Raw genomic sequence first — 23,205 nt, forward strand, 5'->3', positions numbered from 1 at the left:
TCCGCGAAAGATTAATGCTTTGCAAGGCTAGACAAGAAGAAGTCCTTCAATAGACTGGGTGGGCCGCGTTTGAGTGCGGTCCATCCCGGTGCGTACGGTGTGCCCGTTGCATCCGGGTAAGTATTGAATTGCCCCGTACCCCCAAAGCCAAGGACCGTGATCGACGTGAAGGTCGGCATCCCCCGCGAGGTCAAGAACAACGAGTTCCGGGTGGCGATCACCCCCGCCGGTGTGCACGAGCTCGTCCGCAACGGCCACCAGGTCTTCATCGAGCAGAACGCCGGTGTCGGCTCCTCGATCACGGACGCCGAGTTCACCGCCGCCGGTGCGGAGATACTCGCCACCGCCGACGAGGTCTGGGCCACCGCCGACCTGCTGCTGAAGGTCAAGGAGCCGATCGCGGAGGAGTACCACCGGCTCCGCAAGGACCAGACGCTCTTCACCTACCTGCACCTCGCCGCCTCCCGCGAGTGCACGGACGCCCTGCTCCAGTCCGGCACCACCGCCATCGCGTACGAGACGGTGGAGACCCCCAGCCGCGCGCTGCCGCTGCTCGCCCCGATGTCCGAGGTCGCGGGCCGGCTCGCCCCGCAGGTCGGCGCCTACCACCTGATGCGCTCGGCCGGCGGCCGGGGTGTGCTCCCCGGCGGTGTCCCCGGCACCCACGCCGGTGAGGCGGTCGTCATCGGCGGCGGCGTCTCCGGCTGGAACGCCGCGCAGATCGCCATCGGCCTGGGCTTCCACGTCACCCTGCTCGACAAGGACATCAACAAGCTCCGCGAGGCCGACCGGATCTTCGGCACGAAGATCAAGACGATCGTCTCCAACGCCTTCGAGCTGGAGAAGGCGGTCATCCAGGCCGACCTGGTCGTCGGTGCCGTCCTCATCCCGGGCGCCAAGGCCCCGAAGCTGGTCACCAACGAGCTGGTCGCCAAGATGAAGCCCGGAAGTGTCCTTGTCGACATCGCCATCGACCAGGGCGGCTGCTTCGAGGACTCCCGTCCGACCACCCACGCCGAGCCGACCTTCCAGGTCCACGAGTCGGTCTTCTACTGCGTCGCCAACATGCCGGGCGCGGTGCCGAACACCTCCACCTACGCGCTCACCAACGCCACGCTGCCGTACATCGTCTCGCTGGCGAACAACGGCTGGGTCGAGGCGCTGCGCCGGGACGCCGCGCTCGCCAAGGGTCTCAACACCCATGACGGCAAGGTCGTCTACAAGGAGGTCGCGGAGGCCCACGGCCTGGAGCACGTCGAACTGGGCACGCTGATCGGCTGATCGGCCGATCCGCCGCCCGGCGGTCGCGTCCGGCGCTCGCCGGCGACGGCCGCCGGACGCCGTCAAGGGCGGCGGTCAATGTCACGCGTCTGGCCGGACCTTGTGCGCGAGGTCCGGCCGGACGCGTCTGTCGATGGCGGCGTGACACGGCGTCAAGTCGCCGCGAAGATCACCCTTTAGCCGTTTCGCGTCGTCGCGAAAGCCCCGGACCGATGCCCGCACGCCCTTGACATCCGGGTGTTCGACCTCCGACACATCGGGCCGCGTCCGGCCGATTGTGTTGCTGCGGACCGGTGACACGCCATAGAGTCGCGAATCGTCGGCATGGTGCCACGCTGACCTATCGACAAGTTTCCCGGTCGCGTCCAAGGAGGTAAGACGACTTGTGAATGAGTCGACATTTACTCCTGGGGGTGGTCAGGTGGGCATGCCTGTGGCGGGCCAGGACCCGCCGCCCGGATCCGGAGCCGCCGGCCCTGTCGCCGTCGGCTCCGTCGCCGTTCGCACCCTCGCGACGCACCAGGACCAGACGACAGCCCACACGATGAAGACGATGGACGGCCAACACGTGAACGCCACGGCCGGCAACGAGAGTGGCCGAGAGTCCACCCAATTCGCCGCCTACGACGAGGTCCCCGAGGGACACTTCTACGACCCCGACGCCGAGTACGAGCCGGATCCCGAGTACGCGGCCACCCTCGCCCCGGACGCCGCCCGGCAGCGCCGTGAGCGCATCGGCCCCACCGGGCGCCCCCTGCCGTACTTCCCGATCCCCGGGCCGCTCACCGAGCACGGGCCCGCGAAGATCATCGCGATGTGCAACCAGAAGGGCGGCGTCGGCAAGACCACGTCGACCATCAACCTGGGCGCGGCGCTCGCCGAATACGGCCGCCGGGTGCTGCTCGTCGACTTCGACCCGCAGGGCGCCCTCTCGGTCGGTCTCGGCGTCAACCCGATGGAGCTGGACCTCACCGTCTACAACCTGCTCATGGAGCGGGGCATGTCGGCGGACGAGGTGCTGCTCAAAACGGCCGTGCCCAACATGGACCTGCTGCCGAGCAACATCGACCTCTCCGCCGCCGAGGTCCAGCTGGTCAGCGAGGTCGCCCGGGAGTCCACCCTCCAGCGCGCCCTGAAGCCGCTGCTCCAGGACTACGACTACATCGTGATCGACTGTCAGCCCTCGCTCGGTCTGCTGACCGTCAACGCGCTGACCGCCGCTCACAAGGTCATAGTGCCGCTGGAGTGCGAGTTCTTCGCACTGCGGGGGGTCGCGCTGCTCACCGAGACCATCGAGAAGGTGCAGGAGCGGCTCAACCCCGAGCTGGAGCTCGACGGCATCCTCGCCACCATGTACGACTCGCGCACCGTGCACAGCCGCGAGGTGCTGGCCCGGGTGGTCGAGGCGTTCGACGACCACGTGTACCACACGGTCATCGGCCGGACCGTGCGCTTCCCGGAGACCACCGTCGCCGGTGAGCCCATCACCACCTACGCCTCCAACTCGGTCGGCGCGGCCGCCTACCGCCAGCTCGCCAGGGAGGTGCTCGCCCGGTGTCACGCCGAGTGAGTCTGCCCGGTGCCGACGAGCTGTTCCGTACGACCGGGGGGACGGCGCTCCAGGCGTCCACCCCCGCCGCCCAGCGGCGCCAGAACGGCGAGCCGCGGGTCCCCGCCCCGGCGGGGGAGAGCGACCCGGCGGCCGCCGAGCCGACCGGTGCGGACGCCGGAGCCGCCGCCGGTGGCAGAGGCACCCGGGCACGTGAGCACACCACCGCCGACGCGCCCGCCCCCGCCGAGCCGCGCGCCCGGACCGGCGAGGAGGCCCCGGCCGTCCCCGGCAAGGCCGCGCCCGGCCAGGCCCCGGCCCGGCGCCGGGGGCGCGCGGCGGGCCGGCGGCCCAGCGGGCGCGAGCGGCACGACGAGAAGATCACGGTCTATGTCTCCGCCGAGGAGCTGATGGACCTGGAGCACGCCCGGCTGGTGCTCCGCGGCGAGCACGGCCTCGCCGTGGACCGGGGGCGGATCGTCCGCGAGGCGGTCGCCGTGGTCCTGGCCGACCTGGAGTCCCGGGGCGAGGCCAGCATCCTGGTCCGCCGGCTGCGCGGCCGCTGACCCCATCTCCCCGCCCCCGCGCCCTCTGCGCCCTCCGGGCTCGCCGCGCCCCGGCCGCCGCGCGGGCCGGGCCCCGGGCCGTCCGGGTGCGTGAGGTTGGTGCCTCCGGCCGTTCGGTGCCCCTGGCCGCCGCCGCCCGCGCCCCGCGCGTCCGTCCGGTACGGCGGCCCCGGGGCGCCCCTGCCGGGCCGTGTCCGCCGGCGGCGGTAGCCTGCGGGAACTGCCGCCGACCGCTCCGCCGCCCCTGGACCACGATGATCCACCGTCCCTCCGACGAGGCCGACTCCGATTCCGGCCCCGGCTCCGACTCCGCCGCCGGCTCCCGCCGCCGCCCGCTGGGCCGGGGGCCCGGGAGCCGGCCGCCCGCCGAACCCCCGGCGGCGGAACCGGCGGCCGCGGAACCGGCGGTGCCCGCGCCCCCGGAGCCGTACGCGCCCCCCGAGCCCGAGGCGCCTGCGGGCGCGGGCCCCGAGGCCCCGGCCCCGGGCGCCCCGGAGCCGTACGACCCCAGCGAAGCCCCGGAGCCGGGCGCCCCGGAGCCGTACGCGCCCCGCGAGGAGCCGGCCCCGGTGGCCCGGCAAACCCCGGCCGCGTCCGGCCCGGAGCGCCCGGAGGCGCCGGAGACCCGGGAGGCACCCCAGGGCGCGGGCCCGGGGGCGGCCGCCGGGGACGGGCGGTTCACCGTGCGGCTGGCCAACTTCGAGGGGCCGTTCGATCTGCTGCTCCAGCTGATCACCAGGCACAAGATGGACGTCACCGAGGTCGCCCTCTCCCGGGTCACCGACGAGTTCATGGCCCACATCAGGGCCATGGGCCCGGACTGGGACCTCGACCAGACCACCGAGTTCCTGGTCGTCGCCGCGACCCTGCTCGACCTCAAGACCGCCCGGCTGCTGCCCGCCGCCGAGGTGGAGGACGAGGCCGACCTCGCGCTGCTGGAGGCCCGGGACCTGCTCTTCGCCCGGCTGCTCCAGTACCGGGCGTACAAGAAGGTGGCCGACATCTTCGGCGAGCGCATGGCGGACGAGGGCCGGCGGTACCCCCGGACCGTCGGGCTGGAGCCGCACCACGCGGAGCTGCTGCCGGACGTGGTGATCAGCATCGGCGCCGAGGGGCTCGCCGGGCTGGCCGTGAAGGCGATGCAGCCCCGGGCCAGGCCGCAGGTGTACGTCGACCACATCCACGCCCCGCTGGTCAGCGTCCAGGAGCAGGCCGCGGTGGTGCTGGCCCGGCTGCGGGAGCGCGGCACCGCGACCTTCCGGGAACTGGCCGGGGACGCCCCGGACACCCTCACCGTGGTCGCCCGCTTCCTGGCCCTGCTGGAGCTGTACCGGGAGCGGGCCGTCACCCTGGACCAGGAAGCGGCCCTGGGCGAGCTCACGGTCGGCTGGACCGGGGCGGAGAGCGCCGGGGTCACCGACGAGTTCGACCGGGCGCCCGGCCGGCGGCGGCAGGAGGAGCGGGAGGAGCAGAAGGAAGAGGAGGAGCGAGACGCATGACGGAACCCGGACACCCCCTGGTCACCGGGGACACGGACGCCCCGGTGCCGGAGCCACTGGCCCCGCCCGAGGCCCCGTTCCAGACCCCGCCCGAGGCCCCGCCCGAGGACCCGGCCATGGAGCTGAAGCCCGCCCTGGAGGCCGTCCTCATGGTGGTGGACGAGCCCGCCACCGAGGAACACCTCGCCCGGGTGCTGGAGCGGCCCCGGCGGGAGGTGACGGACGCGCTCCGCGAGCTGGCCGACGAGTACGCCGCCCAGCGTCGTGGCTTCGAGCTGCGGCTGGTCGCCGGCGGCTGGCGCTACTACACCCGGCCCCGGTACGCCCCCGCCGTCGAGCGCTTCGTCCTCGACGGCCAGCAGGCCCGGCTGACCCAGGCGGCACTGGAGACCCTGGCCGTGGTCGCGTACCGCCAGCCGGTGAGCCGCTCCCGGGTCTCGGCGGTACGCGGGGTGAACTGCGACGGCGTGATGCGCACCCTGCTCCAGCGGGGGCTGGTGGAGGAGGCGGGCGCGGAACCCGAAACAGGTGCGATCCTGTACAGGACGACGAACTACTTCCTGGAGCGGATGGGCCTGCGCGGCCTGGACGAGCTCCCGGAGCTCGCGCCCTTCCTCCCCGAGGCGGACGCGATCGAGGCCGAGACGGCGGAAGGAGTCCCGTCGTTCGATCCGGACGCTCCGGATCCCGAGGACGCCGAAGACGACAAGACGGAACTTTGATGCGAAGCAGCGGCAGGAACAGCAGCGGGCGCGGTAACCACCGGGGCGCCGGCAACCAGCGCGACGACAAGCAGAAGCGCGCCGGCCGGCCCCGTCCCGAGGAGCGCCGCTACGACGTGGGCGGTTCCCAGGACGGCGGCCCCGGCCCGAAGAAGGGGCGCGGCGCGGCGGCGCGCGGCGGCGCCAAGGGCGGTCCCAAGCAGTCCCCGAAGCCGCCCACCGGGCGCGGCGGCCGCACGGCCCCCGGGCGCCCGCGCGAGCTGGACGCCCGGATCGAGGAGCGCAACCGCCAGCGGTACGCGGACAAGCCGGCGATCAAGACGCCCAAGACCTCCGGCGACCAGGAGGGCGAGCGGCTCCAGAAGGTGCTGGCCCGGGCCGGCATGGGGTCGCGGCGCGCCTGCGAGGAACTGATCGAGGCGGGCCGCGTCGAGGTCAACGGCAAGATCGTGATCGAGCAGGGTGTCCGGGTGGACCCGGAGAAGGACGAGATCAAGGTGGACGGCCTGACGGTCGCCACCCAGTCGTACCTGTTCTTCGCGCTCAACAAGCCGGCCGGGGTGGTCTCCACCATGGAGGACCCGGACGGCCGGCAGAGCCTGGGCGACTACGTCACCAACCGGGAGACCCGGCTCTTCCACGTCGGCCGGCTGGACACCGAGACCGAGGGCATCATCCTGCTCACCAACCACGGTGAGCTGGCCCACCGCCTCACCCACCCCCGGTACGGCGTCAAGAAGACCTACCTCGCCGCCATCCAGGGCCCCCTCCCGCGCGAGCTGGGCAAGCGGCTCAAGGACGGCATCCAGCTGGAGGACGGCTACGCCCGCGCCGACCACTTCCGGGTGGTGGAGAACACCGGCAAGAACTACCTGGTCGAGGTCACCCTCCACGAGGGCCGCAAGCACATCGTGCGCCGGATGCTGGCGGAGGCCGGCTTCCCGGTCGAGCGGCTCGTCCGCACCGCCTTCGGCCCGATCGCGCTGGGCGACCAGAAGTCCGGCTGGCTGCGCCGGCTGACCAACACCGAGGTCGGCATGCTGATGGGCGAGGTCGATCTCTGACCCGTCCCGTACACGAGGACACCGGGGCCCGGGACCGCTGCGGCGGTCCCGGGCCCCCGGCCGTCCCCGGGTTTCGGCCCTCTCCGGGCCGATCGCCTTCCCGCCTTCCCGCCCTCCCGGCGACCCCGACCCGGCCGTCCCCGGGCCCGCGAGGGGGCGCGCGGCGCCTGCGCGGCGGGCGCGTGCCCGGCGGACGGGGGAGCGCCGGGGGTGTCCGGGGTCCCGGGTGACGCCGGAGGTGTCCGGGCCCCGGTGACGCCGGGGGTGTCCGGGGCCCGCGGTCTGAGCAGGCTCCTTCCATGACTTCTGGAAGGCTTGGCCCATGAGCGCTCTCCTCGATCTGCCGGGACTCGGTGCCGTCGTCGCCGAACAGCCCGATCCGCTGCTGTTCGCCACCGTCTCCGGTGCGCATCTCTACGGCTTCCCGTCCCGCGACTCGGACGTGGATCTGCGGGGCGTGCACGTCCTGCCGGTGGAGGAGCTGATCGGGCTGCGCGAGCCCGAGGAGACCCGCTCCCGGACGTGGGACCGGGACGGGGTGGAGATGGACCTGGTCACCCACGATCTGCGCAAGTTCGTCCGGCTGATGCTCCGGCGCAACGGCTATGTGCTGGAGCAGTTGCTCTCCCCGCTGGTCACCCACACCACCGACGAGCACGCCGAGCTCTCCGCGCTGGCGCCCGGGGTGCTCACCACCCATCACGCCCACCACTACCGGGGCTTCGCGGCCACCCAGTGGCGGCTGTTCGAGAAGAGCGGTGAACTCAAGCCGCTGCTCTACACCTTCCGGGCGCTGCTCACCGGCATCCATCTGATGCGCACCGGCGAGGTCGTCGCCCATCTGCCCACCCTGCTGGGCGCGGTGCCCGCCCCGGAGTACGTCGCCGAGCTGATCGCCGCCAAGGCGGACGCCGAGCACGCACCCGCCACCGGGGTGGCCGCCGAGCGGGTACGGCCCGACGTGGACGCCCTGCACGAGGTGCTCGACCGGGCGCGCGAGTCCTCCGCGCTACCCGACGCCCCCACCGCGTACGACGCCCTGCACGACTTCGTCGTCCGGGTCCGGCTCGGCCGGGGCGGCCAGCGCTGACGCCCGGCGGACGCGGTACAGGAAGTCCGCCACCCGCCGCCGGTCCGGCTCGGCCGGCAGCGGGGAGCCGGGCAGCGCCGCGTCCGCCTCGGCGGCCAGCCGGGTCATCCATGCCTCCACCTCCGGCCGGCCGACCTCGCCCCGCTTCACCGCCAGCAGCCGCTCCCGGCCGGCGCCCACCCGTATCTCCAGCTCCCCGGTGCGCAGCAGGTCCCGGCAACTGGTCAGCAGCCGCAGCAGATGCATGGCGTGCTTCCAGCGCGGCGCCCCGTGCGTCCGCAGATCGGCCGCCAGCTTCCGGCGCTGGCCCAGCGCGTACCGGGTGAAGGTGGTGTGCGCCTGCCGGGAGAGGAACGCCCCGCGCAGCGCCAGCAGTTCGTGTCCGGCGCCGGAGACGTGCTCGACCAGCGGGGAGTACAGACACTCCAGGACGTTGGGGTTGGCGCGCAGCGCGAGTTCGCAGAACCGTTCCAGCTCCCAGCTGAACTGCTCGGGCGCCGGACCGTCCAGATGGGCCGGCGGCTTCTCCAGGCGCCACTGGAGCGCGGTCGGCGCCAGGAAGACCCCGCGCCGGTCGGTGTCGCTCTCCGCCGTCTCGAGGCCATAGGCGCGCGAGCCCATCACACAGGCGTAAACGGTGTGGTCGCGTATCAGCTCCTCCGGTGTCATGCCTCGGTCTCCCCCTCCCGCGCGTCCGCCGTCACCGCCCCGCCTCCCCGGGCCACGGGGCCGTGCCGGTGACCCGCCCGTCCGGCGCCCGGCGCAGCTCCCGTACCGCCGTCACGGCCGTCCGCTCGACCGGCCCGTACACATGCGGGTAGCCGCCCTCCCGCCGCACCGGGGCGGTGAGCCGGGCCTCGTCCAGCCCGACCAGCAGCAGCGGCCCCGGCACCTCGCGGTAGTACGCCTCCGCCACCGCGAGTGCCGCCGCCTCACCGTCCGAGCAGTGGACGAAGCCCTCGGCGGCGAGCGAGGCGGGGGCGTACGGCTCCCCGGGGGCGGCGGTCCAGTCCCGCGGCGGGACGACATGAAAGAGCATGCGCCCATTTCAGCCGATGACCGGGGGAGGTGGGGCACCGGGCCCCGCACCCGGCCCCGCCCGCCCCGAACCGGACCGGACAGGCCCCGGACCGGGCCGGCCCCGCCGGGTGCGGGAGCCGGGCGGCGGCCGGGCTGACTAGGCTGAGCGGGCACGCCGCCGGACCAGGGCGGGCGGCAGCGGTGAAGGAGCGGGACGTGGCGGTACGAGCGGTCCGAGGGGCCGTCCAGCTGGAGCGGGACGACGCCGGGCACATGCGGGAGCTGGTCGGCGGGCTGCTCACCGCCGTACTGGAGCGCAACGGGCTCGTCCCGGACGACCTGATCAGCGTCTGGTTCACCGCCACGCCCGATCTGCACAGCGACTTCCCGGCCGTCGCCGCCCGCGAGCTCGGCATCGTGGACGTACCGCTGATCTGCGCCCAGGAACTCGACATCGCGGGCGCCATGCCCCGGGTCGTCCGCGTCCTGGCCCATATCGAGACCGAGCTGCCGAAGAGCGCGGTCACCCATGTCTACCTCGGCGCCGCCGCCGCACTCCGCAAGGACATCGCCCAGTGAGAACCGCCGTCGTCATCGGAACCGGACTGATCGGCACCTCCGCCGCTCTGGCGCTCGCCGGGCGCGGGGTCACCGTCCATCTGGTCGACCACGACCCCACCAGCGCCCGGACCGCCGCCGCGCGCGGTGCGGGCACCACCGAGCCGCCCGAGGGACCGGTCGACCTCGCGGTGGTCGCCGTGCCCCCGGCCCATGTGGCGGCGACCCTGGCCGAGGCCATGCGCGCCGGTACGGCCCGGGGCTATCTGGACGTCGCCAGCGTCAAGGGCGGCCCGCAGCGGGAGCTGGCGGCCCTGGGCCTCGACCTGACCTCGTACATCGGCAGCCATCCGATGTCCGGCCGGGAGCGGTCGGGGCCGCTCGCCGCCACCGCCGACCTCTTCGAGGGCCGCCCCTGGGTGCTCACCCCCACCCGGGAGACCGACACCGAGGTGCTCAACCTCGCGCTGGAGCTGGTCGCCCTCTGCCGGGCGGTGCCGGTGGTCATGGACGCCGACGCCCACGACCGGGCGGTCGCGCTGGTCTCGCACACCCCGCAGCTGGTCTCCTCGATGGTCGCCGCCCGGCTGGAGGACGCCGACGACACGGCGGTACGGCTCTGCGGCCAGGGCATCCGGGACGTGACCCGGATCGCCGCCTCCGACCCGCGCATGTGGGTGGAGATCCTGGCCGCCAACCCCGGCCCGGTGGCCGATGTGCTGGCCGGTGTGGCCGCCGATCTGGACGAGACGGTACGGGCGCTGCGCGGCCTCCAGTCGGCCGACGAGGAGAAGCGGCGGGACGGCGCGTCGGGCGTGGCGGACGTGCTGCGCCGGGGCAACGCCGGCCGGGCCAGGGTGCCCGGCAAGCACGGCGCGGCCCCGGCGGCGTACGAGACGGTGGCCGTCCTCATCAGCGACCAGCCCGGCGAGCTGGCCCGGATCTTCGCGGACGCGGGCCGGGCGGGCGTGAACGTCGAGGACGTCCGGATCGAGCACGCCACCGGCCAGCAGGCCGGTCTGGTGCAGCTGATGGTGGAACCGGCGGCGGCCCCGGGCCTGAGCACCGCCCTGCGCGAGCGCGGCTGGTCACTGCGCCAGCGCCCGGAGTGACGGCAGAGGCCGGTCCGCTTCCGTACCGGTAGGGACCGGTACGGAAGCGGGGCGGACGGCTTGGGTGGGCGGCCGGGGCCGGACCACCGGGCCGGCGGTCGGTACGTACGGGTGGCCGGGGCGGCCACGGGGTGACCGACGGGGCGGAGCCGAAGACGACGATCGGGCGGCCGGCGGACGGTGGTGACACCGGGGCGAACGGGGAAAGCGCCGGCGTGATCGACGGGCCGGCGGCCGGGGTGAACGGCCGGGACGGCGTCCGGACGGCGACCCGGCGACCGACGGGCCGGAACCGGGGGCGACCGACGGGCCGGGGCCGGGACGACCGGCGGCCGGGACCGGGGGCGACCGATGGGCCGGGACCGGGACGACCGGCGGGCCGGGGCCGGAGCCGGAGAAGACGGCCAGGGCCGGGACGACCGATGAGCCGGGACCGGGCCCGCCGCCCGCGGGCCGCGGGCCGGAGCCGGGGACGGAGAAGGCGGCCGGGACCGGGGGCGACCGACGGGCCAGGGCCAGGACGACCGATGGGCCGGGACCGGGGGCGGCCGGCGGGCCGGGGCCCGGAGATGGGGGCCCGGCCGGGGGTGATGCCCGTCACCCGGGGCGAGGCGGGACGCCCGGGACGGCGAGCCCGTACGCCGGTGGCCCGCCCCTCCCCGGGCGGGCTGGGCCGAACGGGTGCGAGGGGTGGCGGCGGCAGTCGGTAATCTGGTGGCGGGCCCCTCGGCAATCGGCCGGCCCACTCCTCGCGTACCAGGAAGGTGTCCGACACCGTGGAATCCGTGATCGTCGCCATCGACGGCCCCTCCGGCACGGGGAAGTCGAGCACCTCGAAGGCGGTCGCCGCCAAGCTGGGGCTCAGCTACCTGGACACCGGGGCGCAGTACCGCGCGATCACCTGGTGGATGCTCAGCAACGGGGTGGACCCGGACGACGCCGACGCGGTGGCCTCGGCGGCCGGGAAGCCGGCCATCGTCTCCGGCACCGACCCGTCCCGGCCGACGATCACCGTGGACGGCCTGGACGCCGCCGGACCGATCCGTACGCCGGAGGTCACCGCCAAGGTCAGCGCGGTCAGCGCGGTGCCCGAGGTGCGCACCCGGATCACCGATCTCCAGCGGTCCATCGCCGCCGGAGCGCCCGGCGGCATCGTGGTGGAGGGCCGGGACATCGGCACCACCGTGCTGCCCGACGCGGATCTGAAGATCTTCCTGACCGCCTCCCCGGAGGCCCGTGCCGCCCGCCGCTCCGGCGAGCTCAAGGGCGCCGACGTGGCGGCCACCCGCGAACTGCTGGTCCGGCGGGACGCGGCCGACTCCAGCCGCAAGACCTCCCCGCTCGCCAAGGCGGCCGACGCGGTCGAGGTGGACACCACCGAGCTGACCCTCGACCAGGTCATCGAGTGCGTCGTCACCCTGGTCGAGGAGAAGCGGGCCGTCGCGTGACGACGTCCGCGCCCCGCGCCGGATCGGCCGGCCCCGATCGCGCGACCCCGTCGGCCCGGGGCGCGGCGGTCGGCCGGGGCATCGGCATCGGGCTGATGTACGGGCTGTGGCGGCCCCGGGTGCTCGGCGCCTGGCGGGTGCCGGCCGCGGGACCGGTGATCCTCGCGGTCAACCACGCCCACAATCTCGACGGGCCGATGCTCATGGGCACCGCGCCCCGGCCGGTGCACTTCCTGATCAAGCAGGAGGCGTTCACCGGCCCGCTCGACCCCTTCCTGCGCGGCATCGGGCAGCTTCCGGTGGACCGGTCCGGCACCGACCGCACCGCCGTCACCGCCGCGCTGGACGTGCTGGCGGCCGGCGGAGTCCTGGGGATCTTCCCGGAGGGCACCAGGGGCGGGGGCGACTTCGCCTCGCTGCGGGCCGGCCTGGCGTACTTCGCGGTACGCGCGGGAGCGCCGATCGTCCCGGTCGCCGTCCTCGGCAGCGCCGAGCGGCGCGGCCGGCTGATATCGGCACTGCCCCCGCTGCGCGGCCGGGTGGACGTGGTCTTCGGGGACGCCTTCGAGGCCGGTGACGGCAGCGGCCGGCGCACCCGGACGGCCCTGGACGAGGCCACCGTACGCATCCAGGAACGGCTGACCGCCCACCTGGAAAACGCCAGGCGTCTCACCGGCCGCCGGGCGACACTGGACACCTGACCGCGACGGACCGGGCCGGTGACCACCGGTCCGGCCACCGGCCCGGTCGGCCGGCGACTCGCGGTAGCGGGTCCCCACCGGGTCCGTCGATGACGAAGCACGCCGAAGAACGCCATAGCACGTCGAAGAACGCCATAGCACGTCGAAGAACGCTGTAGCACGCCGAAGCACGCCGAAGAACGAGGAACGGACTTCATGAACGACCAGCACGACCACGGGGCACTTGGCGACGCCGAGTACACGGAGTTCATGGAGCTCGCCGCCGAAGAGGGCTTCGACATCGAGGACGTCGAGGGCGCGATCGAGGAGGCCGGGCACGGCCCGCTTCCCGTCCTCGCCGTCGTCGGCCGGCCCAATGTCGGCAAGTCGACCCTGGTGAACCGGATCATCGGCCGCCGCGAGGCGGTCGTCGAGGACAAGCCCGGCGTCACCCGCGACCGGGTCACCTACGAGGCCGAGTGGGCCGGCCGCCGCTTCAAGGTGGTGGACACCGGCGGCTGGGAACAGGACGTGCTCGGCATCGACGCCTCCGTCGCCGCCCAGGCCGAGTACGCCATCGAGGCGGCCGACGCGGTCGTCTTCGTGGTGGACGCCTCGGTCGGCGCCACCGACACCGACGAGGCCGTCGTCCGGCTGCTCCGCCGGGCCAAGAAGCCCGTGGTGCTGGCCGCCAACAAGGTCGACGGCCCCTCCGGCGAGGCCGACGCCACCGCGCTCTGGGGCCTCGGCCTGGGCGAGCCGTACCCGGTCTCCGCGCTGCACGGCCGGGGCACCGGCGATCTGCTGGACGAGATCCTCAAGGCGCTGCCCGAGGCTCCCGAGCAGCGGTTCGGCAACGCGCCCGGCGGGCCGCGCCGGATCGCCCTGATCGGCCGCCCCAACGTGGGCAAGTCCTCCATGCTCAACAAGGTGGCCCGGGCGGAGCGGGTGGTCGTCAACGAGCTGGCCGGCACCACCCGGGACCCGGTCGACGAGCAGATCGAGCTGGGCGGCAAGACCTGGACCTTCGTGGACACCGCCGGCATCCGGCGCCGGGTCCACCTCCAGGAGGGCGCCGACTACTACGCCTCGCTGCGCACCGCCGCCGCCGTCGAGAAGGCGGAGGTCGCGGTCGTCCTGATCGACACCACCGAGTCCATCTCGGTGCAGGACCAGCGGATCATCACCATGGCCGTGGAGGCGGGCCGGGCGCTCGTCATCGCCTACAACAAGTGGGACGACCTGGACGAGGAGCGGCGCTACTACCTGGAGCGCGAGATCGAGACCGAGATGCAGCAGGTCTCCTGGGCGCCCCGGGTCAATGTCTCGGCCCGCACCGGCCGCCACATGGAGAAGCTGGTCCCGGCGATCGAGACCGCGCTCGCCGGCTGGGAGACCCGCGTCCCGACCGGCCGGCTCAACGCCTTCCTCGGTGAGCTGGTCGCCGCCCACCCGCACCCCATCCGGGGCGGCAAGCAGCCCCGCATCCTGTTCGGCACCCAGGCGGGCACCAAGCCGCCCCGGTTCGTGCTCTTCGCCTCCGGCTTCCTGGAGCACGGCTACCGCCGGTTCGTGGAGCGCCGGCTCCGCGAGGAGTTCGGCTTCGAGGGCACCCCGATCCACATCTCGGTCCGGGTGCGCGAGAAGCGCGGCCGCAAGAAGTAGCCGACAGGCAGGGAACGCCCCCGTCCCGGGATGCCCGGGCCGGGGGCTTCTCCGTCCGTACCGGCTTCCCCGCTGCCCGGCGGCTCCGTCGCCTGCCGGCCCGGGGCCGTGACCCGGGCGGCGGCCTCCCACCTGGGAGACGTGTCCCGGGCGGCGGCCGTCCCGTACGGGGGTACGGACCGTGAGCCCGGGCGGGGCCCCGTACGGCGCCGGGGTCAGGTCTCCCGGCGGGGGGCCGGGGGGAGGGCCGGGAAGTGACCGGCGTGCGGGCGGACCGCCACCGGCTGCCACTGGCCCGGATAGCCGGAGTGCGGGTGCGCCTGCGGAGGGCTCGGGATCGTCTGGGTGGCGTACGCCCCGGCGCGCATCCCGCCGTAGGTGAGACCGGTGCCCGAGGTGCCGGAGCCGGTGGAGAACGCCTTGAAGCCCATGTCCTCCTCGCCGCTCCGGTCGCCCGGCAGGGTCCGGAACGACCGCAGGTACTCCGAGTACAGCGCGTCGTAGATCGGCGTCGCCGAGACGCCCGGCGAGCTCTCCTGCGCCGGGCGCATGGCGGGAATCTGCTGGTACGACTGGCGGGCGGGTTCGTATGGGTGCACGTAGGAGCCAACGACCCCGCCGCCCGTCGGATGCGGCCCGGGCGCGGAATGCGCGGGGCGGCGCACCGCGTGCCGGCCGGTGCCGGGGGCGGACGACGGCACCGGCACGAGCGGTACGGGCCCGGGGCCCCGGCTCTGGTGGCGCTCGTCCATCAGGTGCCGGCCAGCGGCATGGCGGCGGCGACCAGCAGGCCGTTGGCCGCGGCCTTCTCCAGCGCGTCGCGCATCAGGTCCTCGCGCGGCTGCTGGCCGATGGAGCCGACCGGGGCGGCGAAGACCAGCACCGTGTGCGACTTGTTGGCGGCCGTGCGCCAGCCCTCGGTCACCTGGAGCGGCTGGTGCGCCTGCCACCAGGAGACCGGGCTGCCGCCGCCGCCCGTGCCCGGCTGGAGGATGGCGTGCAGCTGGCCCATGGCGAGCAGCACCGACCAGCCCCCGAGCACGGCGGGCCTGCGGTTGACGTCCGTCACCGGCTGGAAGCCCTGCTCGATCAGGAGCGGCAGGAACTCGTCGCCGCCACCGGCGGTGCCGGGCCGGGCGATCCGCGCGGTCGGCTCCACCACCAGCGCCGGGTGCAGCTCGTTCTCGACCAGCACCAGGCCGCTGGTGACGCCCAGCACCGCCTGGTTGCCGGCGGCGGGCGGGGCGGTCTGCGCCGGGACCTGCTGCTGCCCGCCGGTGATGGAGCGGACGGCGCCCTGCAACTGCTCCTCGGCGACCTGGACCACCTGCGAGGGGATGCAGGTGGCGTGGGCGAAGGCGAGGACCGCCGTCTCCTCGCCGACGAACAGCACGGTGCTGGTGCGCTCCTGGTCGGAGTCGCCCGGCGTGCGGCAGGAGGTGCAGTCGTAGCTGCCCGGTGCGTTGTCGCCGGCGAGCAGCCGGTCGGCCTCTTCGTCGCCGATCTCGGCGCGTACGTCCTCGCTGACGTCCAGCATGCGCGGCACGGGTGGCTCCTCGGACTCGGTGCGTGCGGTGCCGGGCGTTTCCCGGCACGTCTCATGAAGAGTTCAACGGGCGAGCCGGGGCCGGGGTCACGCGTCCGGCACGGGCTAATCGCACCCGTCCGGTACGACGTCCCGCCGCCCCGTACGGCTCCGGGGCACGGGCCGGCCCCCGGGTCCCGACAGCCCGGTACGGCTCCGTCCCACGGGCCCGGCACGGCGTCCCGGGGGCCCGTACGGCGCCGGAGTCCGGGCCCGCCGCACGGGTGGTCCGGTACGGCTCCGGTACGGCTCAGGGACGCGGCCCCGCCCCACGGCCCGGTACCGCTTCCGGGGCCGCCGACCGGGTGGCACCGGGCCCCGCCGGCCGCGCGGCGCCGCCGCCGGTCCCGGACCGGCCGCCTAGCGTGGCGCGATGCCGACGTTCCGCCTCGGGCCGGTCTCCGCACTGGCCGCCGCGCTGCTCGCCCTGTCCGCCGCCCCGGTCGCCCACGCCGCCCCGGCGCCCGCCGCCCGGCCCGCCGCCCCCGCCGGCCCGGAAGCCGCCCCCGCTCCCGGCCTCACCCGCGCTCCCGGGCCCGTCCCGGCTCCCGCTCCCCGCTCCACCCCCGCTCCCGGCCCCGCCGCCGCCGTCCCCGCCGGGCGGCCGGTCACCGCCCCGCCGCCCGCCCCGGGCGCGCACGGGCACCCGCACTACGACGAGGTGGAGACCGTCCCGTACGCCTGCGCGGCCGAGGGCTGGCCGTGGAGCTGTGTCGCCTCCTGCGAGTCCAGCGGCCGCTGGGACCTCAACACCGGGAACGGCTTCTACGGCGGGCTCCAGTTCCGCCAGTCCACCTGGGAGCAGTACGGCGGCCTCGGGCACGCCAAGCGCGCCGACCTCGCCACCAAGGAGCAGCAGATCACCGTCGCCCAGGAGGTGCTGCGGTGGCAGGGCTGGGGCGCCTGGCCCGAGTGCTCCAAGAAGTACGGCCTCTCCGGTCGGGCGCACACCGTCCAGCCCGGCGACACCCTCAGCGCCGTGGCCCGCCGCTTCTCGGTGAAGGGCGGCTGGGAGGCCCTCTACGCCGCCAACAAGGCGGTGGTGGGCCCCGACCCCGGCAAGATCAAGCCGGGCATGCTGCTCACTCTCCCCTGACGGCCCGGACCTCCCGGGGCCGAGGGGAGGAGGCCGTTCCGGTCGCCGCCCTCCCGGCACCGGGAGGGCCGGCGGTCCCGCCGCCCCGCCGGTCACCCCGGCCCGGTCCCGTACCGCGCAGGCGCAGTACAGTCCGTGGGGGGCCCGCCCGGGGCCACCACCAGCAACGACCAGCGAGACGGACAGTCCGGACGGACCGGGGGGACGCGGCGACGCGATGCGCATTTCTTTTCTGCTCCACAACGCCTACGGCATCGGTGGCACGATCCGTACGACGTTCACCCTCGCCCGGACGCTGGCCGAGCGGCACGAGGTGGAGATCGTCTCCGTCTTCCGGCACCGCGACGAACCCACCCTGGGCGCCCCGCCCGGTGTGACCATGCGCCATCTGGTGGACCTGCGCAAGCACAGCTCCGGCTACGACGGCGACCACCCCGACTACCGGCGGCCCGCCAAGGTCTTCCCGCGCGGCGACGGCCGCTGGAAGCAGTACAGCAAGCTGACCGACGACCGGATCGCCGCCCATCTGCGGGGTCTGGAGGCGGACGTGGTCGTCGGCACCCGGCCCGGGCTCAATGTGCACATCGCCCGCCAGACCCGGCGCGGCCCGGTCCGGGTGGCCCAGGAGCACCTGACCCTGGACAGCCACGGCTACCGGCTCCGCCGCGAGATCGGCCACCGCTACCCGCTGCTGGACGCCGTCACGACCGTCACCGAGGCCGACGCCCGCTCCTACCGCACCCGGCTCAAGCTGTCCGGGGTGACCATCGCCGCCGTCCCCAACAGCGTGCCCGCCCCCTCGGTCCCGCCCGCCGACGCCACCGCCAAGTGGGTCGTCGCGGCCGGACGGCTGACCTCGGTCAAGCGGTACGACCTGCTGATCGAGGCGTTCGCCAAGGTGGTGGCGGCCCGCCCGGACTGGCGGCTGCGCGTCTACGGCTCCGGGGACGCGACCGGCAACGAGAAGAGCGCCCTGCGCGCGCTGATCGAGGAGCGCGGGCTGCACAACCACGTCTTTCTGATGGGCCCGGCCAACCCGCTGGAGCCGGAGTGGGTGAAGGGCTCGATCGCCGCCGTCACCTCCCGTCTGGAGTCGTTCGGGATGACCATCGTGGAGGCGATGCGCTGCGGACTGCCGGTGGTCTCCACCGACTGCCCGCACGGCCCGCGCGAGATCATCGAGGACGGGGTGGACGGCCGGCTTGTCCCCAACGGGGACGCCGACGCGGTCGCGGACGCGCTGCTCGCCCTGATCCAGGATGACGAGCTGCGGCGCCGTACCGGACAGGCCGCACTGGCCGCCGCCGAGCGGTTCGACCCGGCCCGGATCGCGGAGCGGCACGCCGCGCTCTTCGCCGAGCTGCTCGAACGGGGCGAGCACGGGCGCTCCCGCAGCCGGGCCCGGGACGCCCTGCACCGGGTGCGCGGCTCGCTGCTCGACGGGCTGTACGCGCTCCGCTACCGCGCCGCCGACCAGCTCCGGAAGCGGAAGGCGGCCGGGAAGCGGGCCAAGGGGAAGGGGAAGCGGGTATGAGCGGCATCGAACCGGCGGGCGGTACGCCCCGGGTGGACTGCCTCGCGGACGCGGCGGGAGCGATCGTCTTCACGGTCCCGGCCACCGACGTGGCGGCGGCGGACGCGGCGGCGGGCACGGACCCGGCGGACACGGACCGGGCCGGCTCGGCCCCGGCGCCGGTGCTGGAGCTGCGCCGGCGCGGCCGGAGCGCCCCGGGGGCCCCGGCGGACGGGGACGAGAGGGACGGCACCGTACGGCTGCCGCTCAGCGCCGCCGGGGCGGACGGCCGGGCACGGGCCGAGCTGCCGCTCTCGGTGCCGCTCGCCGAGGGGCACTGGGACGTGTACCTCGGCGGCCGGGGCGTCGCGGCGGGCTTCCGCGATCTGCGGGCGCTGCTGGACCGGGTGCCCCCGGCCGGAGCGGACGGGGTCGCCGCCCGGGTGCCCTGCCCGGCGGCCGACGGCCGGCTGGCGGTGCGCGTCTGGCACCGGTTCCCGCACGCCGAGGCGGGCGACCTGGCCTTCGGACCGGCCGGCTGCACGGTGGAGGGCGCCCTGTACGGTGCCCCGCTCGGGCCCGGGGCGGTGGCCGAGGCCCGGGCGGGCGACCGGGTGTACCGGACGGCCGCCGAGGGCCGGGACGGGACGTTCCGCTTCACCCTGGACTACCGGGAGCTGGCCGCGCCGCCGGTGACGGAGGAGCGGATGTACGCGCTCTGGCTGCGCCCCGCCGCGGACGCCGAGCCGGTGCGGATCTCCCGGGTGCTGGACGACGTCTGGGACCGGCGGGGCAGTTTCGCGTACCCGGCCCGGCGGGGCGAGGGCTACCGGGCGGTGCCCTGCTACACCAACGGCAACGACCTCTGCGTACGCGTCACCGGCTGAGCCGGGCCCGGCCCGGGCCATGACCCCGGCCGACTCGGGCCCGGGGCCGGCCGGACGCCCGAGGCGCCCGGGACTGGAGCCGGGCCGCCCGGGACCGGAAAGGCCGGGCCGCCCGGGGGCATCGCGGACCGTGGCTGTCCGCGAGGGGTGACAGACTCGCCGCATGGTGGAGACCTCGGCACGGCTGCTGCGCCTGCTCTCGCTGCTCCAGGCCCGTCGCTCCTGGTCCGGCACCGACCTCGCGGAGCGGCTCGGCGTCACCCCGCGTACGGTGCGGCGGGACGTCGACCGGCTCCGGGAGCTGGGCTATCCGGTCAACGCCACCCCCGGCACCGGCGGCGGCTACCAGCTCGGCGCGGGCGCCGCGCTGCCGCCGCTGCTGCTGGACGACGACGAGGCGGTGGCGGTCGCCGTCGGACTGCGCACGGCGGCGAGCAGTGGCATCGAGGGGGTGGGGGAGACCTCGGTGGGCGCCCTCGCCAAGCTGGAACAGGTGCTGCCGGACCGGCTGCGCCGCCGGATCGGCGCGCTCAACGCCTTCACCGTGCCGCTGCTGCGCACCCCCTCCGCGCGGGTCGACCCCGGGGTGCTGACCGAGCTGGCGGGCGCCTGCCGGGACAGCAGGCGGCTGCGGTTCGCCTACCGCGACCACGGCGGTACGGCCACCCGCCGCACGGTGGAGCCGCACCGACTGGTGTGCACCGAGCACCGCTGGTACCTGGTCGCCTGGGACGTGGAGCGCGACGACTGGCGCACCTTCCGGGCCGACCGGATCGAGCCGCGCCCGCCGCACGGCCCCCGCTTCACCCCGCGCCCCCCGCCCGCCGGTGACCTGGCGGCCTATGTGGCGCGGGGCGTGTCCACGGCCGGGTATCCCGAGCGGGCGCTGGTGCGGCTGCACGTTCCGTACGAGGAGGCGGCCCGGGTGGTGGGGCCGGCCAACGGGACGCTGGAGGCGGAGACCGACGCGACCTGTCTGCTGCGCACCGGGGCCGGGACGCTGGACGTCATGGCCTTCCATGTGCTGTTCCTGGGCGTGGAGTTCGAGGTGCTGGAGCCGGCGGAGCTGACCGAGCGGATACGGAGCCTGCGGGACCGGCTCACCCGGGCCCTGGACCGGACCGGCGGCTGACGGCGGGGCCCGGCCGGGGACGGTCACGTTCGGGGGCGGTCACGGGCGGGCCGGGGTGGCGGACAGCCGGGCACCCGGGCACTCGGGTACCCGGACACCCGGAGCGAAGAGCCGGGACCTGTCCGGGCCGCTCGTCGCCGGGTGTGAGAGCGATGCGGCGGAATAGTGAAAGGCGCGTGCCGGTGACGTGCTCGCGCCGACCCGCCCCGGTGGCACGGCGGTATCGGTGGCCTCGGCGGCGCCGGTGTCCGGTTTCCCCCGGCGCACCCGCATGCCGGTGTACCGCGCTGTCCGGGCGTTCCCGGGGAATGACGGCCCCGGTTAATCCCGCTGTGCCCCGGCGGCGCATCGGCGTATCCGCCGTAGCTTGTCGTATTCGCCGTCCCGCGGAGCGCTTTCCGTGACCGGGCCGCGATCCCGGGGTTTCCGGAGTCACCGGGATTCCCGGGAAATGGTGTGCGGAGCCGCCCGCGCGAGCCGCCCGGGGCCCGCCGAATTGACGCTCGAACACCCCTCCGGGGAGGGGACCGGCGGCCCGGGACGGTGTCGAGAGGTTGTGACACGAGCGTGATCGAAAAGGGACCCGGGCGTGATGGGCACCCCCCTCGCCGGGTGCCGCGCCCGGTTTCCGTACCCCCTCGCCGCCGCCTACGGTGGACGGCATGGCAGCGATACCGACCCCTCCCGCCCAGCCCGACGACGACCCCGAGAGCTACCTCGGCCGGGACGACCGCGCCGCCGAGCGGCTGGCCCGCTCGCGCGGCTGGACCACGGTCCGGTCCCTGCCGCCGGGCGCGATCATCACCATGGAGTACGTGGTCGGCCGCCTCAATTTCGAGGTGGACGACCACACCGTCACCCGCTGCTGGGTCGGCTGAGACCCGCGTCCGCCCCGGCCCGGGGCGAGGCTTCAGGGGCCCGAACGCCTCGGGGTCCGGACCGGCGACCGGTCCGGACCCCGAGGCGTTCAGCGGGTCGTGGTGCCCTCAGGCCCCGGCCACCGGCCGGGAGTGCGGCGGCCGGCGGCTGCCCGTCGGGGAGACCGGGGAGCGCTCCGAGCGGGCCATGGCGTGCGGCCGGGGCTGGGTGATGGTCGTACGTGCCGCCGAGGGCCCGGCCGCGCCCGCCAGACCCGCGACCCCCGCGGTGGCCGGGGCGCCGGCGGTCGCCGCCGCCGGAGCCGTACGGCCGGCCCCCGGGGCGGCCATCGCCGCGCGGACCGGGTCGTCGTCCACCGCCGTCGCCGTCGTCGCCTCCGCGATCGCCGTCACCGCCCCGGTGCCGGTCAGCCGCGGATACAGGGCCGGACGGGGGCCGCCCGCCGCCACCGGGCGCGAGGGGGCGGACCTGCGGCGGGCCCGCAGCCGCTCCCGGGCGGCCAGGATCAGCGCCTCGGCCCGCGCGATCACCGGCTCGCACCAGGGCAGTCCGAGCAGGATCAGCAGGCCGGCGGCCCAGCCCAGCAGCACATCGCTCAGCCAGTGCGTGCCGAGGTAGACGGTGGTCAGCCCCACCCCGAGCGCGACCACGGCGGAGAGCGCGGACAGATACCGCCGGGCGCGCGGGGTGGTGGCGAGGTACGCCAGGATGCCCCAGGTCACCACCGCGTTGGCGGTGTGTCCGGACGGAAATATATCGCCGCCGGCGAAGAGCTCGGCCGAGCCGATCTGCGTCGCGTAGTGGGGGCCGAGCCGGCCGAGGCCGAGCTTCACCGCGCCCACGGTGGCGTTCAGCGCCAGCAGTGCGGCGCCCAGGGCCAGCAGCGGCCGCAGGGTGTGCTGGCGCCAGGAGCGCCAGCCCAGCCAGGCCGCCACCATCACCGCCGTGGGACCGCGCTGACCGAGCACCACGTAGTAGTCCAGCCAGGCGTGCAGCTCCGGCCACTGCTGGTAGGGCCGGAAGAGCATGACCTTCCAGTCCAGGAGGACCAGCCAGGACGAGACGAGCACCGCCACCACGATGGCGACATAGAACGCCAGGGTCCCGCCGAAGAGGGCGAGACGGGTGCGGCTCATCCGCGGGATCTCAATCTTCGGCGGTTCCGGCTCCCGGTCCAGCCGGGCAAAGATGTCGGTACGCACCCAATCGACGTTACAGGGAGTGAGTGACACCCTTGGCCGATCACGCCTCTTCGTAATGACGATGTGATCTGGCGCTGGCCTCGAACGAAGGTTTATCCGCTGTTTATCCATAAACCATGAGGGCCTTGTCGAGTATGAGCGTGCGGATTTCCCCGCAAGCCCGTTCGGCGATCGCAGAAATACCCTGACATGTTTTGGCTTCGTCCGCCGATCGCAGTCACCCTCCGTGTTCATCGGCGTCCATTGGCGCCCATCGGCAGCCATCGGTGAACACCGGCGTTCATCGGCGGTGGCCATCGGCCGCGTTCATGGCGCCGGACGGGTCGGCGTGCCGAATGGGCTCGGACGAGCGGATCGGACCCGGCCGGACCCGGTCGGACCGAACGGTCCGGCGGACCGAGTCGGGTCGATCCGCCGGGTCGATCCGGCCGGGTCGATCCGCCGAACGGATCCGCCTCCGAAGGGCCGTCCACGGACCCGGGCGGGCCCGGCGGGCCCGCCCGGGCCGGTCCCGGGTGAACCCGAACCGACCCGGGCGGATCCGGGCGATCCGGCCGGTGCCACCGCCGGCACGCCGTCCGTACCGCCGTCCGTACCGCAGTCCGTGCCGGTCCCCGCGCCCGCCGCCTGCCCGTCCGCCCGCGCTCCGCCCCGTCG

The 23,205-nt window shown here is 74.9% G+C and carries 22 protein-coding genes; 17 read left to right on the forward strand and 5 right to left on the reverse strand.

Annotated elements, in window-relative coordinates:
• Nucleotides 1–165: 165 nt before the first annotated feature.
• The 7 genes from ald to NX801_RS22165 all read left to right on the forward strand — a co-directional run bounded on the left by ald (nucleotide 166) and on the right by NX801_RS22165 (nucleotide 7,771).
• Entirely contained in the window at nucleotides 166–1,281 is a 1,116-nt protein-coding gene (gene ald / locus NX801_RS22135) for an alanine dehydrogenase (RefSeq protein WP_258789667.1), read from the forward strand.
• Between the two features lie 427 nt (nucleotides 1,282–1,708).
• Nucleotides 1,709–2,851 carry a ParA family protein gene (locus NX801_RS22140; protein ID WP_258789575.1) on the forward strand — a complete coding sequence of 381 codons (1,143 nt, stop codon included), beginning with the start codon at nucleotides 1,709–1,711 and terminating at the stop codon, nucleotides 2,849–2,851.
• Nucleotides 2,836–3,396, forward strand: a complete 561-nt coding sequence (locus NX801_RS22145; RefSeq protein ID WP_258789576.1) for a hypothetical protein — start codon at nucleotides 2,836–2,838, stop codon at nucleotides 3,394–3,396. Before NX801_RS22140 ends, NX801_RS22145 begins: the two co-directional genes overlap by 16 nt.
• 254 nt (nucleotides 3,397–3,650) lie before the next feature.
• Nucleotides 3,651–4,895: a segregation and condensation protein A gene (locus NX801_RS22150; RefSeq protein ID WP_258789577.1), complete on the forward strand. Its 1,245-nt coding sequence runs from the start codon at nucleotides 3,651–3,653 to the stop codon at nucleotides 4,893–4,895.
• Nucleotides 4,896–5,011: 116 nt separating this feature from the next.
• On the forward strand, nucleotides 5,012–5,617 hold the full coding sequence (gene scpB, locus NX801_RS22155; protein ID WP_258789668.1) for an SMC-Scp complex subunit ScpB: 606 nt from the start codon (nucleotides 5,012–5,014) through the stop codon (nucleotides 5,615–5,617).
• On the forward strand, nucleotides 5,617–6,681 hold the full coding sequence (locus NX801_RS22160; protein ID WP_258789578.1) for a pseudouridine synthase: 1,065 nt from the start codon (nucleotides 5,617–5,619) through the stop codon (nucleotides 6,679–6,681). The genes scpB and NX801_RS22160 overlap by 1 nt, the downstream gene beginning before the upstream one ends.
• 322 nt (nucleotides 6,682–7,003) lie before the next feature.
• Nucleotides 7,004–7,771, forward strand: coding sequence for a nucleotidyltransferase domain-containing protein (locus NX801_RS22165; RefSeq protein ID WP_258789579.1), 768 nt, complete (start codon nucleotides 7,004–7,006; stop codon nucleotides 7,769–7,771).
• On the opposite strand, the gene NX801_RS22170 is transcribed toward NX801_RS22165, so the two are convergent.
• The gene (locus tag NX801_RS22170; RefSeq protein WP_258789580.1) at nucleotides 7,691–8,440 is read right to left on the reverse strand and encodes a nucleotidyltransferase domain-containing protein; all 750 of its coding nucleotides are present in this window, start codon (nucleotides 8,438–8,440) and stop codon (nucleotides 7,691–7,693) included. The two genes, NX801_RS22165 and NX801_RS22170, sit on opposite strands and share 81 nt — an antisense overlap.
• Nucleotides 8,441–8,471: 31 nt before the next feature.
• Nucleotides 8,472–8,810 carry a DUF952 domain-containing protein gene (locus NX801_RS22175; RefSeq protein ID WP_258789581.1) on the reverse strand — a complete coding sequence of 113 codons (339 nt, stop codon included), beginning with the start codon at nucleotides 8,808–8,810 and terminating at the stop codon, nucleotides 8,472–8,474.
• Between the two features lie 197 nt (nucleotides 8,811–9,007).
• Between NX801_RS22175 and aroH the strand changes: the two genes are divergently transcribed.
• The 5 genes from aroH to der all read left to right on the forward strand — a co-directional run bounded on the left by aroH (nucleotide 9,008) and on the right by der (nucleotide 14,254).
• Nucleotides 9,008–9,370: a chorismate mutase gene (gene aroH / locus NX801_RS22180; protein ID WP_258789582.1), complete on the forward strand. Its 363-nt coding sequence runs from the start codon at nucleotides 9,008–9,010 to the stop codon at nucleotides 9,368–9,370.
• Complete coding sequence (locus NX801_RS22185) at nucleotides 9,367–10,461, forward strand: prephenate dehydrogenase (protein ID WP_258789584.1); 1,095 nt, start codon at nucleotides 9,367–9,369, stop codon at nucleotides 10,459–10,461. Before aroH ends, NX801_RS22185 begins: the two co-directional genes overlap by 4 nt.
• A 764-nt stretch (nucleotides 10,462–11,225) precedes the next feature.
• Entirely contained in the window at nucleotides 11,226–11,909 is a 684-nt protein-coding gene (gene cmk, locus NX801_RS22190) for a (d)CMP kinase (protein WP_258789586.1), read from the forward strand.
• Complete coding sequence (locus NX801_RS22195) at nucleotides 11,867–12,610, forward strand: lysophospholipid acyltransferase family protein (RefSeq protein WP_428986198.1); 744 nt, start codon at nucleotides 11,867–11,869, stop codon at nucleotides 12,608–12,610. Before cmk ends, NX801_RS22195 begins: the two co-directional genes overlap by 43 nt.
• Before the next feature lie 195 nt (nucleotides 12,611–12,805).
• Entirely contained in the window at nucleotides 12,806–14,254 is a 1,449-nt protein-coding gene (gene der / locus NX801_RS22200; RefSeq protein ID WP_258789587.1) for a ribosome biogenesis GTPase Der, read from the forward strand.
• Nucleotides 14,255–14,469: 215 nt separating this feature from the next.
• Here the strand turns inward: der and NX801_RS22205 are convergent, their stop codons facing one another.
• Both NX801_RS22205 and NX801_RS22210 read right to left on the reverse strand, forming a co-directional pair.
• Nucleotides 14,470–14,805 carry a hypothetical protein gene (locus NX801_RS22205; RefSeq protein ID WP_428986199.1) on the reverse strand — a complete coding sequence of 112 codons (336 nt, stop codon included), beginning with the start codon at nucleotides 14,803–14,805 and terminating at the stop codon, nucleotides 14,470–14,472.
• Nucleotides 14,806–15,005: 200 nt separating this feature from the next.
• Nucleotides 15,006–15,800: a hypothetical protein gene (locus tag NX801_RS22210; RefSeq protein WP_258789589.1), complete on the reverse strand. Its 795-nt coding sequence runs from the start codon at nucleotides 15,798–15,800 to the stop codon at nucleotides 15,006–15,008.
• A 412-nt stretch (nucleotides 15,801–16,212) separates the two neighbouring features.
• On the opposite strand from NX801_RS22210, the gene NX801_RS22215 reads away from it, so the two are divergent.
• From NX801_RS22215 to NX801_RS22235, 5 genes are all read left to right on the forward strand, one after another.
• Nucleotides 16,213–16,935, forward strand: a complete 723-nt coding sequence (locus NX801_RS22215) for a LysM peptidoglycan-binding domain-containing protein (RefSeq protein ID WP_258789590.1) — start codon at nucleotides 16,213–16,215, stop codon at nucleotides 16,933–16,935.
• Nucleotides 16,936–17,152: 217 nt separating this feature from the next.
• Nucleotides 17,153–18,469 (forward strand): glycosyltransferase family 4 protein, encoded by a 1,317-nt coding sequence (locus tag NX801_RS22220; protein WP_258789591.1) that lies wholly within the window; start codon nucleotides 17,153–17,155, stop codon nucleotides 18,467–18,469.
• Nucleotides 18,466–19,335, forward strand: a complete 870-nt coding sequence (locus tag NX801_RS22225) for a hypothetical protein (protein WP_258789592.1) — start codon at nucleotides 18,466–18,468, stop codon at nucleotides 19,333–19,335. Before NX801_RS22220 ends, NX801_RS22225 begins: the two co-directional genes overlap by 4 nt.
• Nucleotides 19,336–19,498: 163 nt before the next feature.
• The gene (locus NX801_RS22230; RefSeq protein ID WP_258789593.1) at nucleotides 19,499–20,467 is read left to right on the forward strand and encodes a helix-turn-helix transcriptional regulator; all 969 of its coding nucleotides are present in this window, start codon (nucleotides 19,499–19,501) and stop codon (nucleotides 20,465–20,467) included.
• A 662-nt stretch (nucleotides 20,468–21,129) separates the two neighbouring features.
• Nucleotides 21,130–21,345 carry an I78 family peptidase inhibitor gene (locus NX801_RS22235; protein WP_258789594.1) on the forward strand — a complete coding sequence of 72 codons (216 nt, stop codon included), beginning with the start codon at nucleotides 21,130–21,132 and terminating at the stop codon, nucleotides 21,343–21,345.
• Nucleotides 21,346–21,453: 108 nt separating this feature from the next.
• On the opposite strand, the gene NX801_RS22240 is transcribed toward NX801_RS22235, so the two are convergent.
• On the reverse strand, nucleotides 21,454–22,548 hold the full coding sequence (locus tag NX801_RS22240; RefSeq protein WP_258789595.1) for a phosphatase PAP2 family protein: 1,095 nt from the start codon (nucleotides 22,546–22,548) through the stop codon (nucleotides 21,454–21,456).
• Nucleotides 22,549–23,205 lie beyond the last annotated feature (657 nt).

The organism is Streptomyces pyxinae (assembly GCF_024756275.1).
GTDB lineage: Bacteria > Actinomycetota > Actinomycetes > Streptomycetales > Streptomycetaceae > Streptomyces > Streptomyces pyxinae.

What these genes read in the sequence shown, in the direction of transcription:
- NX801_RS22150 (WP_258789577.1), top strand. Translation starts at nt 3,651, where the DNA reads ATGATCCACCGTCCCTCCGACGAGGCCGACTCCGATTCCGGCCCCGGC.
- NX801_RS22220 (WP_258789591.1), top strand. Translation starts at nt 17,153, where the DNA reads ATGCGCATTTCTTTTCTGCTCCACAACGCCTACGGCATCGGTGGCACG.
- NX801_RS22160 (WP_258789578.1), top strand. Translation starts at nt 5,617, where the DNA reads ATGCGAAGCAGCGGCAGGAACAGCAGCGGGCGCGGTAACCACCGGGGC.
- der (WP_258789587.1), top strand. Translation starts at nt 12,806, where the DNA reads ATGAACGACCAGCACGACCACGGGGCACTTGGCGACGCCGAGTACACG.
- NX801_RS22230 (WP_258789593.1), top strand. Translation starts at nt 19,499, where the DNA reads ATGGTGGAGACCTCGGCACGGCTGCTGCGCCTGCTCTCGCTGCTCCAG.
- NX801_RS22235 (WP_258789594.1), top strand. Translation starts at nt 21,130, where the DNA reads ATGGCAGCGATACCGACCCCTCCCGCCCAGCCCGACGACGACCCCGAG.
- NX801_RS22170 (WP_258789580.1), bottom strand. Translation starts at nt 8,440, where the DNA reads ATGACACCGGAGGAGCTGATACGCGACCACACCGTTTACGCCTGTGTG.
- NX801_RS22205 (WP_428986199.1), bottom strand. Translation starts at nt 14,805, where the DNA reads ATGCGCCCGGCGCAGGAGAGCTCGCCGGGCGTCTCGGCGACGCCGATC.
- NX801_RS22140 (WP_258789575.1), top strand. Translation starts at nt 1,709, where the DNA reads ATGCCTGTGGCGGGCCAGGACCCGCCGCCCGGATCCGGAGCCGCCGGC.
- NX801_RS22165 (WP_258789579.1), top strand. Translation starts at nt 7,004, where the DNA reads ATGAGCGCTCTCCTCGATCTGCCGGGACTCGGTGCCGTCGTCGCCGAA.
- NX801_RS22215 (WP_258789590.1), top strand. Translation starts at nt 16,213, where the DNA reads ATGCCGACGTTCCGCCTCGGGCCGGTCTCCGCACTGGCCGCCGCGCTG.
- scpB (WP_258789668.1), top strand. Translation starts at nt 5,012, where the DNA reads ATGGAGCTGAAGCCCGCCCTGGAGGCCGTCCTCATGGTGGTGGACGAG.
- NX801_RS22175 (WP_258789581.1), bottom strand. Translation starts at nt 8,810, where the DNA reads ATGCTCTTTCATGTCGTCCCGCCGCGGGACTGGACCGCCGCCCCCGGG.
- NX801_RS22225 (WP_258789592.1), top strand. Translation starts at nt 18,466, where the DNA reads ATGAGCGGCATCGAACCGGCGGGCGGTACGCCCCGGGTGGACTGCCTC.